Raw genomic sequence first — 16110 nt, forward strand, 5'->3', positions numbered from 1 at the left:
AAAAATGTACTTTAAGCTATCTGAAGAGCATGAAATGTTAAGAAAAACAGTTCGGGATTTTGCGAGAAAAGAAGTTGAACCAACAGCGGCTGAACGAGATGAACAAGAACGTTTTGATATGAACATTTTTAAGAAAATGGCGGATTTGGGCTTAACGGGAATTCCATGGCCTGAGGAATATGGCGGAATCGGCAGTGACTATTTAGCTTACGTGATTGCAGTTGAAGAGCTCTCAAGGGTATGTGCATCAACAGGTGTGACATTATCAGCCCACACGTCACTGGCTGGGTGGCCGTTATTTAAATTCGGCACAGAGGAACAAAAACAGAAATATTTAACACCGATGGCACTTGGAGAAAAAATTGGTGCTTACGGATTAACAGAGCCCGGTTCAGGATCAGATGCCGGCGGAATGCGCACACATGCCAGGGAAAACGGAGATCACTACGTAGTAAATGGATCAAAAATCTTTATTACAAACGGTGGCATTGCCGACCTTTATATTGTTTTTGCCATAACGGATCCTTCAAGTAAACATAAAGGCACAACCGCATTTATTATTGAGAAAGACTTTAAAGGCTTTTCTATTGGTAAGAAAGAAAGCAAGCTGGGCATTCGTTCCTCGCCAACAACAGAAATTATCTTTGAAGAATGCAAAGTGCCAAAGGAAAACATCTTAGGTCAAATTGGTGAAGGATTCAAAATTGCGATGATGACTTTAGATGGCGGAAGAAACGGAATTGCCGCACAAGCAGTAGGAATCGCCCAAGGCGCACTAGATGCAGCGGTTGCCTATGCAAAGGAACGTGAACAGTTCGGAAAGCCCATTGCCGCACAGCAGGGAATTAGCTTCAAGCTGGCTGATATGGCGACAAGCATTGAGGCAGCACGTCTGTTAACCTATCAAGCGGCATGGCTCGAATCAAAGGGACTTCCATATGGAAAAGAATCGGCCATGTCCAAACTCTTTGCAGGAGACACAGCAATGAAGGTCACAACAGAAGCAGTCCAAGTATTCGGAGGCTACGGATATACAAAAGACTACCCTGTAGAACGCTACATGAGAGACGCAAAAATAACCCAAATCTACGAAGGAACCCAGGAAATCCAGCGATTAGTTATTTCTAGAATGCTAACGAAGTAGATATTAGAAGTCCTTAGTGTTTGTTGCTTTAGAAATCTTATTTCAAAACAAGAGTGAAATGGAGCGAAAGACACTCAACTACTGCGGGAAATGTGGAAAGGCTGAGACCCTACAAGCGAAGCTAAGGAATCTCAGCTTTCTCCCAGGCGTATTGAGTGTCTGGAGCGCAATGGAACGAACTATTTTATTACCATTAACTATTTTGAAATCAACAAAGTATGCAAAAGAGCCAATGTAAGGTGGGAAACACAGATGAAAAAACGAGAAGTGGTCGCATCTGTAAAAGATGAAAAATTAATTGAAAAACGCAGAGAGCAAATGATCAAGGGTGCAGTAACCCTTTTTAAAGAAAAAGGATTCCACAGAACAACAACAAGAGAAATTGCCCGGGCGGCAGGCTTCAGTATCGGCACATTATATGAATACATCCGACAAAAAGAAGATGTGCTGTACCTGGTCTGTGACAGGATTTATGACCAGGTCCACATCCGTCTTGAGGAAAACCTTGATACAAAGCAAGGAACAATTGAAAACCTCAAGCAGGCGATTGAAAACTACTTTAACGTGATGGACGACATGCAGGATGAAGTCCTTGTCATGTACCAAGAAGCAAAATCTCTTTCAAAAGATGCCCTGCCTTATGTATTAAAAAAAGAAATTGAAATGGTCGGGATGTTTAAACATATCATCGACTGCTGTGTAAAAAATGGAGAGCTCACACTTTCGGAAAAAGAATCTGAATTAATTGCCCATAACATCTTTGTACAAGGACAAATGTGGGGCTTTCGCAGATGGGCTCTCCAAAAAATATATACGATTGACGATTATATTGAGCTGCAAACAAAGGTGATTTTACACGGAGTAGGAGAGGAACAGAACGAACAAAGGGGTGATTAGATGGCGGTAGCTGATGTGTATAAGCCAACACATGATATTCGATTTGTCACAGCTTCAAGCTTGTTTGATGGTCATGATGCATCAATCAATATTATGCGGCGGATTTTACAGGCAAGCGGAGCAGAAGTGATTCACTTAGGACATAATCGTTCTGTAGAAGAAATTGTCTCTGCTGCTATTCAAGAGGATGTCCAAGGAATTGCGATTTCTTCTTATCAAGGGGGACATGTCGAATTTTTTAAATACATGTATGATTTGCTGCAGGAAAAAGGAGCGGGACATATCCGTCTGTTTGGTGGCGGTGGCGGGGTCATTATTCCCAGAGAAATAAAAGAGCTTCACGAATATGGAATTGCGAAAATTTTTTCACCTGAAGATGGCCGTGATCTGGGGTTACAGGGGATGATTAATTATATGTTAAAGGAATGTGACTTTTCCCCGGTAGGTCAGGACGATGTGAAGGTCGATCAGCTAACATCAGGTGATATAAAAACAGTCGCAAAGCTGATATCCTATGCAGAAGCGAAAATTTCACAGCATGCATTACCTGAAAACGTAGAACCTATTTTCCAGGAAATGATCTCAAAAACTAAGAATATACCCGTTCTAGGTATTACGGGAACAGGTGGAGCGGGAAAAAGTTCCTTAACAGATGAATTAATCAGACGGTTTCTTAACGAAATCGAAAACATTCGAATTGCTGTTTTATCTGTAGATCCTACAAAGCAAAAAACAGGGGGAGCTTTACTCGGTGATCGAATTAGGATGAATGCCATTTTCTCACCACAGGTTTTTATGAGAAGCTTGGCAACTCGTCAATCTAAGTCAGAGATTTCGCTTGCGATTCATGATGCGATCTCGATTGTTAAGGCGGCAGGGTTTGATCTTGTGATTGTGGAAACGAGTGGAATCGGTCAAGGTGATGCAGAGATCGCTGAGATTTGTGACCTTTCAATGTATGTGATGACAAGTGAATTTGGAGCACCATCTCAATTAGAAAAAATAGATATGCTTGATTATGCGGATTTGGTTGTGATTAATAAATTTGAACGCAAAGGATCAGAGGATGCAAAGCGCCAAGTACAAAAGCAATATCAACGCAGCCGGATGCTGTTTGATAAACCGTTAGATGATATGCCCATTTTTGGCACCATTGCAAGTCAGTTTAATGATTTGGGAACAAATACATTATTTGCGAGAATTTTAGAGCTGATAAATGAAAAGTCAGGCTTGAATTGGCAGTCAACATTACCTGTCGTCAAAGAAGTTGAAAAGCAAAATGTCATCATCCCTCCAGAACGAAGATATTATCTAAGAGAAATCAGTGAAACGGTTAGGACCTATCATCACTATGCAGAAAACCAAGCAGATCTTGCGACAAAGCTTTTTCAAATAAAAGGAACGATTGAAGCTGTAACAGAGCATGAAAAAAATGAGGAAGTTGTGACTTCATTACGGTCGCTTCAACATAAGCTCGAACAACAGCTGACACCACAATCAAAGGAATTGTTAGTTAATTGGTCGAGCTTAAGAGAAAAGTATGCCCAAACTGAATTTACAACCGTCATTCGTAACAAGGAAATTGTTACAAAGCTACGTACGACTTCACTTTCCGGTCTTTCTATTCCAAAGGTTTCACTACCAACATACAAAAATGACGGTGATATTTTAGCTTGGTTATACAAAGAAAATGTACCAGGAGCTTTTCCGTTTACAGCAGGAGTTTTTCCATTTAAACGAGAAGGTGAGGATCCGAAAAGACAATTCGCTGGTGAAGGAACACCAGCCCGGACAAACAGGCGTTTTCATTATTTATCAAAAGATGATTCAGCAAAGCGTCTGAGCACAGCCTTTGATTCTGTTACATTATATGGTGAAGATCCTGCTTACCGGCCTGATATTTATGGGAAAATTGGTGAAAGCGGTGTGAGTGTATGTACGCTTGAAGATATGAAAAAGCTGTATGAAGGCTTTGATTTATGTGCACCATCCACCTCTGTTTCGATGACAATTAATGGTCCTGCTCCAATTATTTTGGCGATGTTTATGAACACAGCGATCGATCAGCAGGTGAAAAAGAAGGAAGCTGAGGTAGATCGTGCTTTATCAGCTGAGGAGGTAAACGAAGTAAAAGCATTTACCCTCGAAACCGTGAGAGGTACGGTTCAGGCTGATATTTTAAAAGAAGATCAAGGTCAAAACACATGTATTTTTTCAACGGAATTTGCCTTAAGGCTTATGGGGGATATTCAACAATACTTTATTGATCACAATGTGAGAAATTACTACTCAGTGTCCATCTCCGGGTATCATATTGCCGAAGCTGGCGCAAATCCTATTTCTCAGCTGGCATTTACCCTCTCGAATGGATTTACGTATGTAGAATATTATTTAAGCAGAGGCATGGATATTGATTCTTTTGCACCAAATCTGTCATTCTTTTTTAGCAATGGATTGGATCCGGAATATACAGTCATCGGCCGGGTGGCAAGAAGAATTTGGGCTACTGTCATGAGAGATAAGTATGGCGCAAATGAACGAAGTCAAAAATTAAAGTATCATATTCAAACATCAGGACGCTCCCTGCATGCACAGGAAATTGATTTTAACGATATTCGCACAACACTTCAGGCATTGATGGCTCTTCATGATAATTGCAACTCTCTTCACACAAATGCCTATGATGAAGCCATAACAACGCCAACAGAGGAATCGGTTCGTCGTGCGATGGCCATTCAAATGATCATTACAAAAGAGCATGGATTAACCAAAAATGAAAATCCTCTTCAAGGTTCATTTATCGTAGAAGAATTAACAGACTTAGTAGAGGAAGCTGTCCTACAGGAATTTGATCGAATCAATGAACGCGGTGGTGTGCTGGGTGCAATGGAAACTCAATATCAGCGTGGAAAAATTCAAGACGAATCAATGCACTATGAAATGAAAAAGCACACGGGAGAACTGCCGATCATTGGAGTCAACACCTACTTGAACCCAAATCCTCCATCAGAGGAAATGATGGACACAATGGAGCTTGCCCGCGCATCCAAAGAAGAAAAAGAAACCCAAATTCAAAACCTAAAAGATTTCCATCAAACACATGCACACGAAGTAAAAGAAGCATTAGCAAAATTAAAACAAACATCTATTCACAACGGAAATATATTTGCAGAACTAATGGAAACAGTAAAAGTAGCAAGCCTCGGCCAAATCACACAAGCCCTATACGAAGTCGGCGGCCAATATAGACGGAATATGTAGATGAAAATAAGTAAGAAACCGGCAGATAACGGTTTGTTTTCTAATTACTAAATCTAGAATTTCTATGCCATTTTAGTTATTCTATCAGCAAAAACTTTTTATTTGTACAATAAAAAACATCTCTATTAATTGTGTTTTAGAATGCTATAAACCAAACTGATTAGGTTGATTTCAGCGGAAGGTGCGAGACTCCTGCGGGAGCTGTGGGACAGGTGAGACCCCACAGACGCAAAGCGTCGAGGAGGCTCACCGCCCACCCCGCGGAAAGCGAGCAACCTGGAGCTGAAATCAACATGCACCTTACAAATTATGTTGAAACAACGTTTACGTAGACAAACAAGTTGAAACAACCAAATTTTTAAATGATAAAGGTGGCATAAACTGCTAGAAATTGTTTATAATGAATGGTATGATTTGTTAGGTTTATTTTGTACATAATCTTATGTTTACATGGCTGTCTTACCCTGCTAATAAGGTTAAGAAGTTAGCCGATAGATATTGATGACCTTGAAAGGGAGTGCCGGAACTTGAGTCTAAAACAATTAACAGACGAACAAATAAAAGAAATGGCAATGGTAGAAGTTGCCTATGAGCTTTTTGAAGATAGCAAAAAGCCTTATATTTTCAGTGAATTAGTAGAGGAAATAAAAGGATTACTAGGTTTAACAAAACAGCAGGTTGAAGATAAAATTGCACAATTCTATACAGATATTAACATTGATGGCCGCTTTATTTGTGTAGGTGAAAACATGTGGGGGCTGCGTACATGGTACCCGTATGAGCAAATAGAGGAAGAAATTGTACCAGTCGCTAAACCGAAGAAGAAAAAAGCTAAGAAGACTGATGATGAAGAAGATCTCGATGATGTATATGATGAATTGGAAGAAGATCTGGATTATGATGATCTAGACGACTTCGATGATACAGATGAAGACGAAGAAGAAGATTTCGATGATCTGGATGACGCAGATGATGATGATGACGATCTTGATGATGACGATCTCATTGACGATGATGATGAGGACTATGATCTAGATGACGAAGATGATGAAGACGAAGAGGACGATCTAGACGACGACGAAAAATAAAAGGAAATCGTCTTGACTTTCTTTTTCTAACTAGGTAGAATCTATTTTGGGCTCTTAAAAAAGCAATTGTTTTATCAATTACACAATTACAGCTCCCTTTCAAATGGTTTTGGAAGGGAGCTTTCTTATTTTATACTATCAGAACGTATAAGATTTATTGATGATCGTATAAGGAAAACTAAGGCTTTCGCCATTAGTGCTGGCGATAAGCCAAGTTTTTCTACTATTTTTAAGTAATGCTTCTTTATTATCGTTTTTTCAGATGAACCCATTTTATGTTCTTAAATGATTTCTTCATCTTTTGTACAAAATAAAAAACATACAAGCTTCTGAGGGGGAAGACCATGACAAAGTATATTTTTGTAACAGGTGGCGTTGTGTCATCTCTAGGAAAAGGGATCACAGCAGCATCACTGGGTAGACTATTAAAAAATCGCGGCATGAGTGTAACAATCCAAAAATTTGACCCGTACATAAATGTTGATCCGGGGACAATGAGCCCATACCAACATGGGGAAGTGTTTGTTACAGGTGATGGCGCTGAAACTGACCTGGACTTAGGTCACTATGAGCGTTTTATTGATGTAAACTTAACAAAATTCAACAACGTGACAACAGGTAGAATTTATTCTACTGTCTTAAAGAAAGAGCGTCGCGGTGATTATCTTGGAGGAACTGTTCAAGTTATTCCACATATCACTAATGAAATCAAAGACCGTGTTTTCCGTGCCGGAAAAGAAACAGGTGCCGACGTTGTTATTACTGAAATCGGTGGAACAGTTGGGGATATAGAATCTCTTCCATTCCTTGAAGCCATTCGTCAAATTAAAAGTGATATCGGCCGTGACAATGTGATGTACATCCACTGTACGCTTGTGCCATATATTAAAGCTGCAGGTGAACTGAAAACAAAACCAACACAACATAGTGTAAAAGAATTACGTAGCTTAGGAATTCAACCAAATATCATCGTGGTTCGTACAGAAATGCCAATTTCTCAAGACATGAAGGACAAAATTGCGTTATTCTGTGACATCGATACAAATGCGGTTATTGAATGCCGTGACGCAGAAACTCTTTACTCGATTCCTCTAGATCTACAAGAACAAAACCTGGATACAATTGTTTGTAACCATTTAAAACTGAACTGCAATGAGGCAGACATGACAGAATGGAAAGAGCTTGTAAAACGTGTAACAAGCCTATCCAAAAAAACAAAAATCGGTCTTGTAGGGAAATATGTTGAACTGCAGGATGCCTATATTTCTGTTGTTGAAGCATTACGCCATGCTGGCTATGCATTTGATTCTGATATTGAAATCAAATGGGTAAATGCTGAAAGCTTAACACAGGAAACAGTGAAAGATGAACTATCAGATGTTGATGGTATCTTAGTACCTGGCGGATTTGGTGATCGTGGAGTAGAAGGAAAAATCCTTGCTACAACATATGCGCGTGAAAACAAAGTGCCATTCTTAGGCATTTGCTTAGGTATGCAGGTTGCATCAATTGAGTATGCACGTAATGTTCTAGGGTTGGAAGGTGCAAACTCATCTGAAATTGATCCAAACACAAAATACCCTGTAATCGATCTTTTACCTGAACAAAAGGATATTGAAGATTTAGGTGGAACATTACGTCTTGGTTTATCTCCAAGTAAGCTTCAAGAAGGCACACGTGCATTTGAAGCATACCAGGATGAAGTAATCTATGAGCGTCATCGTCACCGTTATGAATTTAACAACGAATACCGCCAAGCAATGGAAGACGCAGGCTTTGTTTTCTCAGGAACAACTCCTGACGGCCGCTTAGTGGAAATCGTCGAACTTAAAGATCACCCATGGTTTGTGGCATCCCAATTCCATCCGGAATTCACTTCAAGACCAACAAAACCACAACCATTATTCCGTGACTTTGTTCAAGCATCATTAACAGCTGCAGAAAAATTATAAGTCATAAATAACGCTACCCTCATACCTACTATTAATAAGTGGGACGAGGGTAGTTTTTTTATTGTTGGAGTGGTAATCGACAATCCTTTATGTAAGGGCTTTTAAAAGTGAATTGAATAAAAGAACAAATCATAGTAATGTTGAAAGTAACTAAAAAATGCAGATGATAATAGAGGGAATGCAATGAATCTAACGATAAAAGATATTGCTGAAATGGCCGGAGTTTCTCCGGGGACTGTTTCGAAAATCATCAATAACTACAGTGGTATTAGTGAAAACACAAGAAAAAAAGTCATGGACATTATCAAAGAGACCGGGTATCAACCCACCTTTTTTGCTAAAGCCTTAGCGACGAAAAAATCCAATTTAATCGGTCTTATACACGCCGGCAAAGTAAATGTGGATTTCACTCATCCTTTTTTTAATGAAGTCGTCACATCCTTTAAAAAAGCTATTGGATTATTGGGCTACGACATTATCATGTTTTCAAATGAACAAATCTCCAAAGATCATGGAAGTTATCTAGCGAGATGTCGACACTTTCAAGTAGATGGTTGTGTCATTATCTCAGGGGAAGATATCGAGGAAGACATTTATGAGCTTGTTAGGGAAGGTATCCCAAGTCTTGGGATTGACTTAGAGCTACAAGGACCTAAAGCAAGCTATGTTATGAGTGATAATGTAAACCTTGCCAGAAAGGTTGTTCAACACTTTTACGGACAAGGAATTCGTGAAATTGGTTTTATCGGGGGAAGAGAGCATTATCTCATTACCGAGCTGCGTGAAAAAGGATTTAAAGATGCGATGGATCAACTAGGGATTCAAATCACTCCAAAATGGTTTCAATACGGTGATTTTAAAGAAGGGAGCGGCTATGTTGCAATGAACAAGATGCTTGAAGACACGACATATCCGAAAGCAGTTTTTGCGGCTTCTGATTTAATGGCTTTCGGTGCCATTGCGGCGATTAAAGAAAAAGGATTACATGTACCTGAAGATATATCGGTTATTGGATGTGATGACATAGATGCATGTCGTTACAGTAGTCCAAAGCTTTCAACAGTTAAGCAAAATAAAGATCAATTAGGAAAGCTTGCTGCTCATATGCTACATGATTTAATTCACGGTAAAACAGACTTAAAACCTGTTTTTATTGATACGGAACTCATTATAAGGGAATCTAGTAAAAAATAAGGTAGGTCAGCTCATCATGGGCTGATCTTTTTAGTCTGAGAAAATTAGTCGAGAAGATTGCTTGAATTTATGGCTATCTACAGCTCTTATGGATTAAATATATAGACATAATCATTCTCATGAAACATGCTCCTTTAGTTTCCTATTCTATTCAGAGTAAGTCTTCTTACTATCTTGAAAAGCATCTTGTATATCATTCCTTTTAAAAGTATTCTCATTATTTATAAGATAATAGCGCTTTCATAATGGTCGGTAATCTTACCACCTGAAGTCTTTTTAGTCATTTTAAGGAGGTGATGTTATGAGGGAAAGAGATGACGATTGATTATATGTAGAAAGCATATATAAATACTATATGAGGTGAAGGAGGTAATATTTTGAAATTTAAGAGTGGAATAATTTGGCTGGTGGTAATATTAGTTATTACATCATCGTTACTATTTGGGGTAAATACATTAGGACATGCAGCAGAAATTGATTCTATACCAAATACAACAAAAAATGTGAAAGACTATGACAATAGTTATCTTTCAGAAACTGGTTACGCATCATTTGGGGTAAATACTAAAATATCTAGTAATCAGTGTGGGTATCTATTTCTAGGTCAAAGGTCCAGTCTATAAGGTTGCAATCAATTTGGAATTAAGGAAGAGATATTGCTTTATTCAAGATCACCTTTTGCTTGTGCGGCTGATTAAAGTATTTAAGCTTTACCTAATCTAGTATAAATTCAGGTTTAGGAAACCGGTTTATAAAAATTGTCAAATTTTCAGATAAAAAGGGTTGATTTTCCTATTCTATAATTATATAATCATAACTGAAAACGGTTTCCGCAAATAAAACTGCTTTTTATTTTCGGTAATTACGAAAACGGTTTCGTTGTGGGGATAGTTATAAAACAGGGTTTAAGGGGGAATTTGAATGAAAAGCAAGAAAAAGTGGTTAGCAACTGGTTTGTCTTTAGTTTTGGCATTTTCACTAGCTGCATGTAGCGGTGGGGATAAAGAAAAATCTTCTTCAGAAGGTGGAAATGAGAAAGTAGAACTTAATTTCTGGGCATTTGGAGCTACAGGATATGAAGATTTAGTGAAAGAATATGAAGAACAAAATCCTAACGTAACAATTAAGTTCAAGTCTTCTGAAACAGCAGAACATCATGATGCATTATTCACAGCTCTATCAGCAGGTAGCGGTGCACCGGATATCGCTATGCTGGAGGTTGACCAACTAGATCGTTTTAAAGCAGCACAAGATCGTTTCAATAACTTATATGATCTTGGTGCAAAAGATGTACAAGATCAATACTTAGATTGGAAATGGGACACGGCTGAAAATGTTGATGGTGACTTCCTAATTGGTCTCCCGACAGATATTGGTCCAAAAGCATTATACTACCGTACAGATTTATTTGAAGAAGCAGGACTACCAACTGAACCGGCTGAAGTTGAAGCATTGATTTCTAGTCCAGAAGCATTCAAAGAAGCTGGTATTAAATTGACTGAAAAAACGGGTAAACCTTTCGTAGATAGTATTGAAATGGCTTACAGAGCCCTTATGGACCCTGCTACTGAAACATATTTAAATCCAGATGGAGAATTGATTCTTGATAAAGAAGGTAGCACAGTTAAAAAAGCATATGATTATGCAGTAGAATTACACGAAGCTGGTATTGTTGGTAAATATACTATGTGGTCTCCTGAATGGGCTAGTGCAGTTAACACTGGAGATTTCGCAGCTGAATTAGGAGCGGGTTGGTTAAAAGGATACCTTGAAGAAAATGCTCCAGACGCTACAGGTAAATTTAGAGTTGCGACATTACCAACGGAATTTGCTGCCAACTGGGGTGGATCTTTCATCTCAATTCCATCTGAAACTGAGAATGCACAAGAGGCATATGATTTCATCGAATGGTTAGTATCACCTGAAAATCAATTAAAGTCATCACAATCACACGGATTATTCCCATCTGCGCCTTCTGTGTATGATATGGAAGAATTCACTGCAAATGAAGATCAATTCTTTGGTGGTCAAGTAACAGCTGAAGTATTTGCAAAAGCTGCAACAGATATTAACGGTGTTGCATACAGAGGTGAAAAGTTCTTCCCAATTCACCAACGTGTACTTGATGCATTAAGTAACGTACAAAACGGTGGAGATCCAGAAAAAGAATGGAAAGCTGCTGTCAAAGATGCAAAAGATTTAATTGCTCGATAATAATGAATATAGAATTAGATATGGTTCTTAAAGACCATATCTAATTCTTACAAAGAAACGGGGAGTGAAAATGGCTTCTTCAAACGAGAGTACTCTCAAAAATAAAAGATTTTTATCAGAAGAAAAGAAGGATATGATTTCGGGTTACTTATATATTGCTCCTTTCTTTCTTATCTTTGCTGTTATTGGTTTATATCCGTCACTATTTAGTATCTTTTTAGCTTTTCAAAAGTGGAATGGATTAGGGCCAATGGAATTTGTCGGTTTAAGAAACTTTTTTGTTGTCTTAGAAGACCCTCTATTTTGGAAATCTCTGTACAATACCGTCATTATTGGATTAATGGGTACAGCACCACAACTAATTGTGGGAATAATCATTGCTTTCTTATTAAATTTAACCTTTCTACGTTTTAAGAATTTCTTTCGAGTCACAATCTTCATGCCGTATATTACGTCAATGGTTGCAGTAGCACTTATCTTTAGTGTGTTATTTAGTAATCATGAATCTTCACTGGCTAACTATGTATTAGGAGTGTTTGGGTTTGATCCTGTAAACTGGGCTACTTCTGAGTGGGGTACGAAGATTGCAATCTCAATAATGGTTTTCTGGAGATGGATTGGATACAACACAATTATATATTTAGCAGGACTACAATCTATTTCAAATGATTTATATGAAGCGGCAACGATAGATGGAGCTAGTAAATTCCAGCAGCTTATCTATATTACAATGCCGATGTTGAAACCATTTATTGTATTAACTGTGTTTTTCTCAACTGTTGGAGCACTACAGCTTTTTGCAGAACCAACGATTTTCTTAGGTACAGGGGCTTTCACTCGTGACGAAGCGATGACAGTTGTTATGTACTTATACCGTGATGCATTTAGGTTACAATCTTTTGGAACAGCATCTGCTACAGCTGTTATCTTGTTATTTATTATTATTATCTGCTCTGCCATTAATACACTTGCAACATCTGGTTTTGGTAGAAAGAAAGGAGAAAACTGATGGGTAATGTAGCTGGAACAAAAAAGTTTTCTTTAGGAAGAATCGCCATCTATTTGTTTCTGTCATTAGCATCGTTACTCTCATTATTCCCATTTTATTGGATGTTTGTTATGGCTACACGACCAAGTGCTGCCTACAACTCAATTCCACCTACTATAACACCTGGGAATTTGCTAGTTGAAAACTTTCAGAAGGTACTTGGGCAAATTGACTTCTTTAAGGCGATGTTAAATACAATTATTCTATGTACTTCGGTAACGCTCGTAGTACTTCTAATTAGTTCTCTTGCAGGGTTTGCATTTGCAAAGTTTAGGTTTCCAGGAAAAAATATCTTCTTTTTAGGAATTTTATTAACAATGGTTATACCGCCTCAGTTAGGTTTAATTCCACAATTTTATATGATTTCCAAAGCGGGATTGCTAGATACACTTCAAGGGGTAGCGATATTGTTCTTCTTGAATCCACTAGGGATTTTCCTGATGCGACAGTATGTCAACGGTTCTGTACCTGATGAATTATTAGAAGCGGCAAAGCTTGATGGGTGTTCAAACTTTAGGATTTATAGAAGCATTGTCTTGCCAATTATACTACCTGCCTTCGCAACACTGGGGATTATTGTATTTACAGCTGTGTGGGGAGAATTCCTATGGCAATTCACGATTCTGAGAGATCCAGAGATGTACACAATTCAGGTTGCTTTAGCAACATTAAGTAATACGTTTAAAGTTGACTTTGGAATGATCCTATCTGGAGTTTTTTGGGCAACAGTACCTTTAATAGTTATATTCTTACTATTTAATAAACTGTTTATTTCAAGCATTACAGACGGCGCTGTTAAGTAATGGTTCCTGCTATATATTTGCCTTTTATGAAATTGAATTATGCAGTAAATAATAGTAATCTTAACTTAGGTAAAACCATTTGAATCTTAGAAGGCAATAGAGGGACGAATTATGAACTTAACGATTAAAGATATTGCACAAAAGGCTGGAGTTTCACCTGGTACCGTATCAAAGATAATAAACAATTATGGTGGAATTAGTGAAAAGACGAAGAAGAAGGTAATGGACATAATAAAGGAAACAGGTTACCAACCTACCTTTTCCGCAAAAGTATTAGCTACAAAAAAATCTAATTTAATTGGGTTAATCTATGCGGGAAAAGTGAACGTTGACTTTACCCATCCATACTTTAATGAGGTTGTGACCTCTTTTAAAAAAACAATTGGCCAATTAGGCTACGATATCATTATGTTTTCTAATGAACAATTTTTCAAAGATAATGGTAGTTATATCGCTAGATGTAGACACTTTCACGTTGATGGATGCATTATTATTTCTGGTGAAGAAGTAGAAGATGCCATTTATGAGTTAGTAAGAGAGGAAATTCCTTGTATGGGAATCGATATTCAGTTGAATGGCCCAAAAGCAAGCTTTGTTATGAGTGACAATGTGAATTTATCAAGAAAAGTGATACAACATTTTTATTTACATGGTATGCGTGATATTGGGTATATCGGTGGGAATATGGGATCTGCTATTACATCTTTTCGTGAAAAAGGGTATAGGGAAACGATACATCAGCTTGGACTTGAGATTAATCCAAATTGGGTGCAATACGGGGATTTCCACGAAGAAAGTGGATATAACGCAATGAAGAAAATTTTAGAAACAAAGCCATATCCTCGTGCGATCTATGCAGCTTCCGATTTAATGGCACTTGGTGCTATAGACGCAATTAAGGAAAAAGGTTTAAATGTTCCACAAGATATCTCGGTAATTGGGTGTGATGACATTGATGCTTGCCGTTATAGCTGCCCAAAATTAACAACCGTAAGGCAGGATAAAGACCGACTAGGTAAGTTGGCGGCGTATATGCTAGATGATTTAATAAATGGAAAATCACAACTTAAACCTCTATTTATCGATTCTGAACTAATTGTTAGAGAATCTTGTGGACAAATGTAGAAATGATTTAGTGGAGGTAACTCAAATGGCAATTATACAATTTCCAAAAGAAATGAGATGGGGAGCAGCTACAGCTGCATACCAAATCGAAGGAGCAGCTAATGAAGATGGAAGAGGTCCTTCCATTTGGGATACTTTTGCCAAGACTCCTGGTAAAGTACTAAATGGCGATAACGGAGATGTAGCGTGTGACAGCTATCACCGCTATGAAGAGGATATTGCATTAATGAAAGAACTCGGCATTGATATTTATCGTTTTTCCTTATCATGGCCACGTATTTTTCCAAATGGAACTGGAGAAATAAATGAAAAGGGTCTTCAGTTCTATCGTGATTTTGTAGATGCACTCATAGCAAACGGAATCGAGCCAATGTGTACGTTATATCACTGGGATCTGCCACAGGCTCTTCAAGATAAGGGTGGCTGGGATAGTCGTGAAACAGTGGATGCATTTGCTGATTATGCTGAGCTTATGTTTAAAGAGTTTAACGGAAAAATTAAAAAGTGGATAACAATTAATGAACCATGGTGTGTATCATTTCTATCAAACTATATCGGCGCTCATGCACCAGGGTACCAAAGTTTACAATTAGCAACAACGATTTCACATCACTTATTACTTGCACATGGTAAAGCAGTATCTCGCTTTAGAGACGGAGGCTACGAGGGTGAAATTGGTTATGCCCCAAATACAGAATGGAATGAACCGTTTAGCAGCAAACAAGAAGACATTGATGCGTGTAACAGAGCGACAGGTTGGTTTGTTGAGTGGTTCTTTGATCCGGTATTCAAAGGTAGCTATCCACAATTTATGGTGGAATGGTTTGAGAAAAAAGGTGTAACAGTTCCAATTCAAGAAGGCGATATGGATATAATAAACCAAAAAATCGATTTTGTTGGAATCAACTACTACACAGGCAGTGTTACTAGATACAAAGAAAATGATGGTTTACTAGACGCTGAAAGAGTTGATATCGGTTATGAAAAAACAGACTTCGATTGGAATATCTATCCTGAGGGCTTCTATAAGGTTCTAACAAAAATCAATGATCAATACGGTTCAGTGCCAATTTACATCACTGAAAACGGTGCCTGCTACAATGATGGAGTAGAAAATGGCCGAGTAAAGGACCAAAGACGTATTGACTACTTAAAACAACATTTAACATCATTAAAAAGAGCGATGGATAGTGGTGTAAATATTAAAGGGTATTTAACTTGGTCGTTACTTGATAACTTTGAATGGGCAGAAGGCTATGATAAGCGCTTCGGAATTATTCATGTTGATTTCAATACACTAGAAAGAACAAAGAAAGATAGCTACTATTGGTATAAACAAACAATTAAAAATGGTTGGTTTGATATGTTTTATTAATTTTTGTCA

The 16110-nt window shown here is 38.0% G+C and carries 12 protein-coding genes; all 12 read left to right on the forward strand.

Features of this window, described 5'->3' with window-relative positions:
* The first annotated feature begins 4 nt into the window (after positions 1 to 4).
* The 12 genes from AC0L8O_RS23635 to AC0L8O_RS23690 all read left to right on the forward strand — a co-directional run bounded on the left by AC0L8O_RS23635 (position 5) and on the right by AC0L8O_RS23690 (position 16101).
* Positions 5 to 1144, forward strand: a complete 1140-nt coding sequence (locus tag AC0L8O_RS23635) for an acyl-CoA dehydrogenase (protein WP_473445724.1) — start codon at positions 5 to 7, stop codon at positions 1142 to 1144.
* A 252-nt stretch (positions 1145 to 1396) separates the two neighbouring features.
* Positions 1397 to 2041, forward strand: a complete 645-nt coding sequence (locus AC0L8O_RS23640; RefSeq protein ID WP_473445726.1) for a TetR/AcrR family transcriptional regulator — start codon at positions 1397 to 1399, stop codon at positions 2039 to 2041.
* Entirely contained in the window at positions 2042 to 5302 is a 3261-nt protein-coding gene (gene icmF / locus AC0L8O_RS23645) for a fused isobutyryl-CoA mutase/GTPase IcmF (RefSeq protein WP_473445728.1), read from the forward strand.
* A 527-nt stretch (positions 5303 to 5829) separates the two neighbouring features.
* Positions 5830 to 6390 carry a DNA-directed RNA polymerase subunit delta gene (rpoE, locus tag AC0L8O_RS23650; RefSeq protein WP_473445729.1) on the forward strand — a complete coding sequence of 187 codons (561 nt, stop codon included), beginning with the start codon at positions 5830 to 5832 and terminating at the stop codon, positions 6388 to 6390.
* 344 nt (positions 6391 to 6734) lie between these two features.
* Entirely contained in the window at positions 6735 to 8342 is a 1608-nt protein-coding gene (locus AC0L8O_RS23655; protein WP_473445731.1) for a CTP synthase, read from the forward strand.
* A 183-nt stretch (positions 8343 to 8525) separates the two neighbouring features.
* Positions 8526 to 9536: a LacI family DNA-binding transcriptional regulator gene (locus AC0L8O_RS23660; RefSeq protein ID WP_473445732.1), complete on the forward strand. Its 1011-nt coding sequence runs from the start codon at positions 8526 to 8528 to the stop codon at positions 9534 to 9536.
* Between the two features lie 377 nt (positions 9537 to 9913).
* Positions 9914 to 10159 carry a hypothetical protein gene (locus AC0L8O_RS23665; protein WP_473445733.1) on the forward strand — a complete coding sequence of 82 codons (246 nt, stop codon included), beginning with the start codon at positions 9914 to 9916 and terminating at the stop codon, positions 10157 to 10159.
* A 298-nt stretch (positions 10160 to 10457) separates the two neighbouring features.
* Positions 10458 to 11750, forward strand: a complete 1293-nt coding sequence (locus AC0L8O_RS23670; protein WP_473445735.1) for an ABC transporter substrate-binding protein — start codon at positions 10458 to 10460, stop codon at positions 11748 to 11750.
* Between the two features lie 70 nt (positions 11751 to 11820).
* A complete protein-coding gene (locus AC0L8O_RS23675; RefSeq protein WP_264142510.1) occupies positions 11821 to 12759 on the forward strand; it encodes a carbohydrate ABC transporter permease in 939 nt (312 codons plus the stop codon).
* Positions 12759 to 13601, forward strand: a complete 843-nt coding sequence (locus AC0L8O_RS23680; protein ID WP_226527930.1) for a carbohydrate ABC transporter permease — start codon at positions 12759 to 12761, stop codon at positions 13599 to 13601. The genes AC0L8O_RS23675 and AC0L8O_RS23680 overlap by 1 nt, the downstream gene beginning before the upstream one ends.
* A 111-nt stretch (positions 13602 to 13712) precedes the next feature.
* Positions 13713 to 14726 (forward strand): LacI family DNA-binding transcriptional regulator, encoded by a 1014-nt coding sequence (locus AC0L8O_RS23685; RefSeq protein ID WP_473445737.1) that lies wholly within the window; start codon positions 13713 to 13715, stop codon positions 14724 to 14726.
* A gap of 25 nt (positions 14727 to 14751) precedes the next feature.
* Positions 14752 to 16101, forward strand: a complete 1350-nt coding sequence (locus tag AC0L8O_RS23690) for a GH1 family beta-glucosidase (protein ID WP_473445739.1) — start codon at positions 14752 to 14754, stop codon at positions 16099 to 16101.
* Positions 16102 to 16110 lie beyond the last annotated feature (9 nt).

This window comes from Metabacillus sp. KJ11-3, assembly GCF_055808295.1.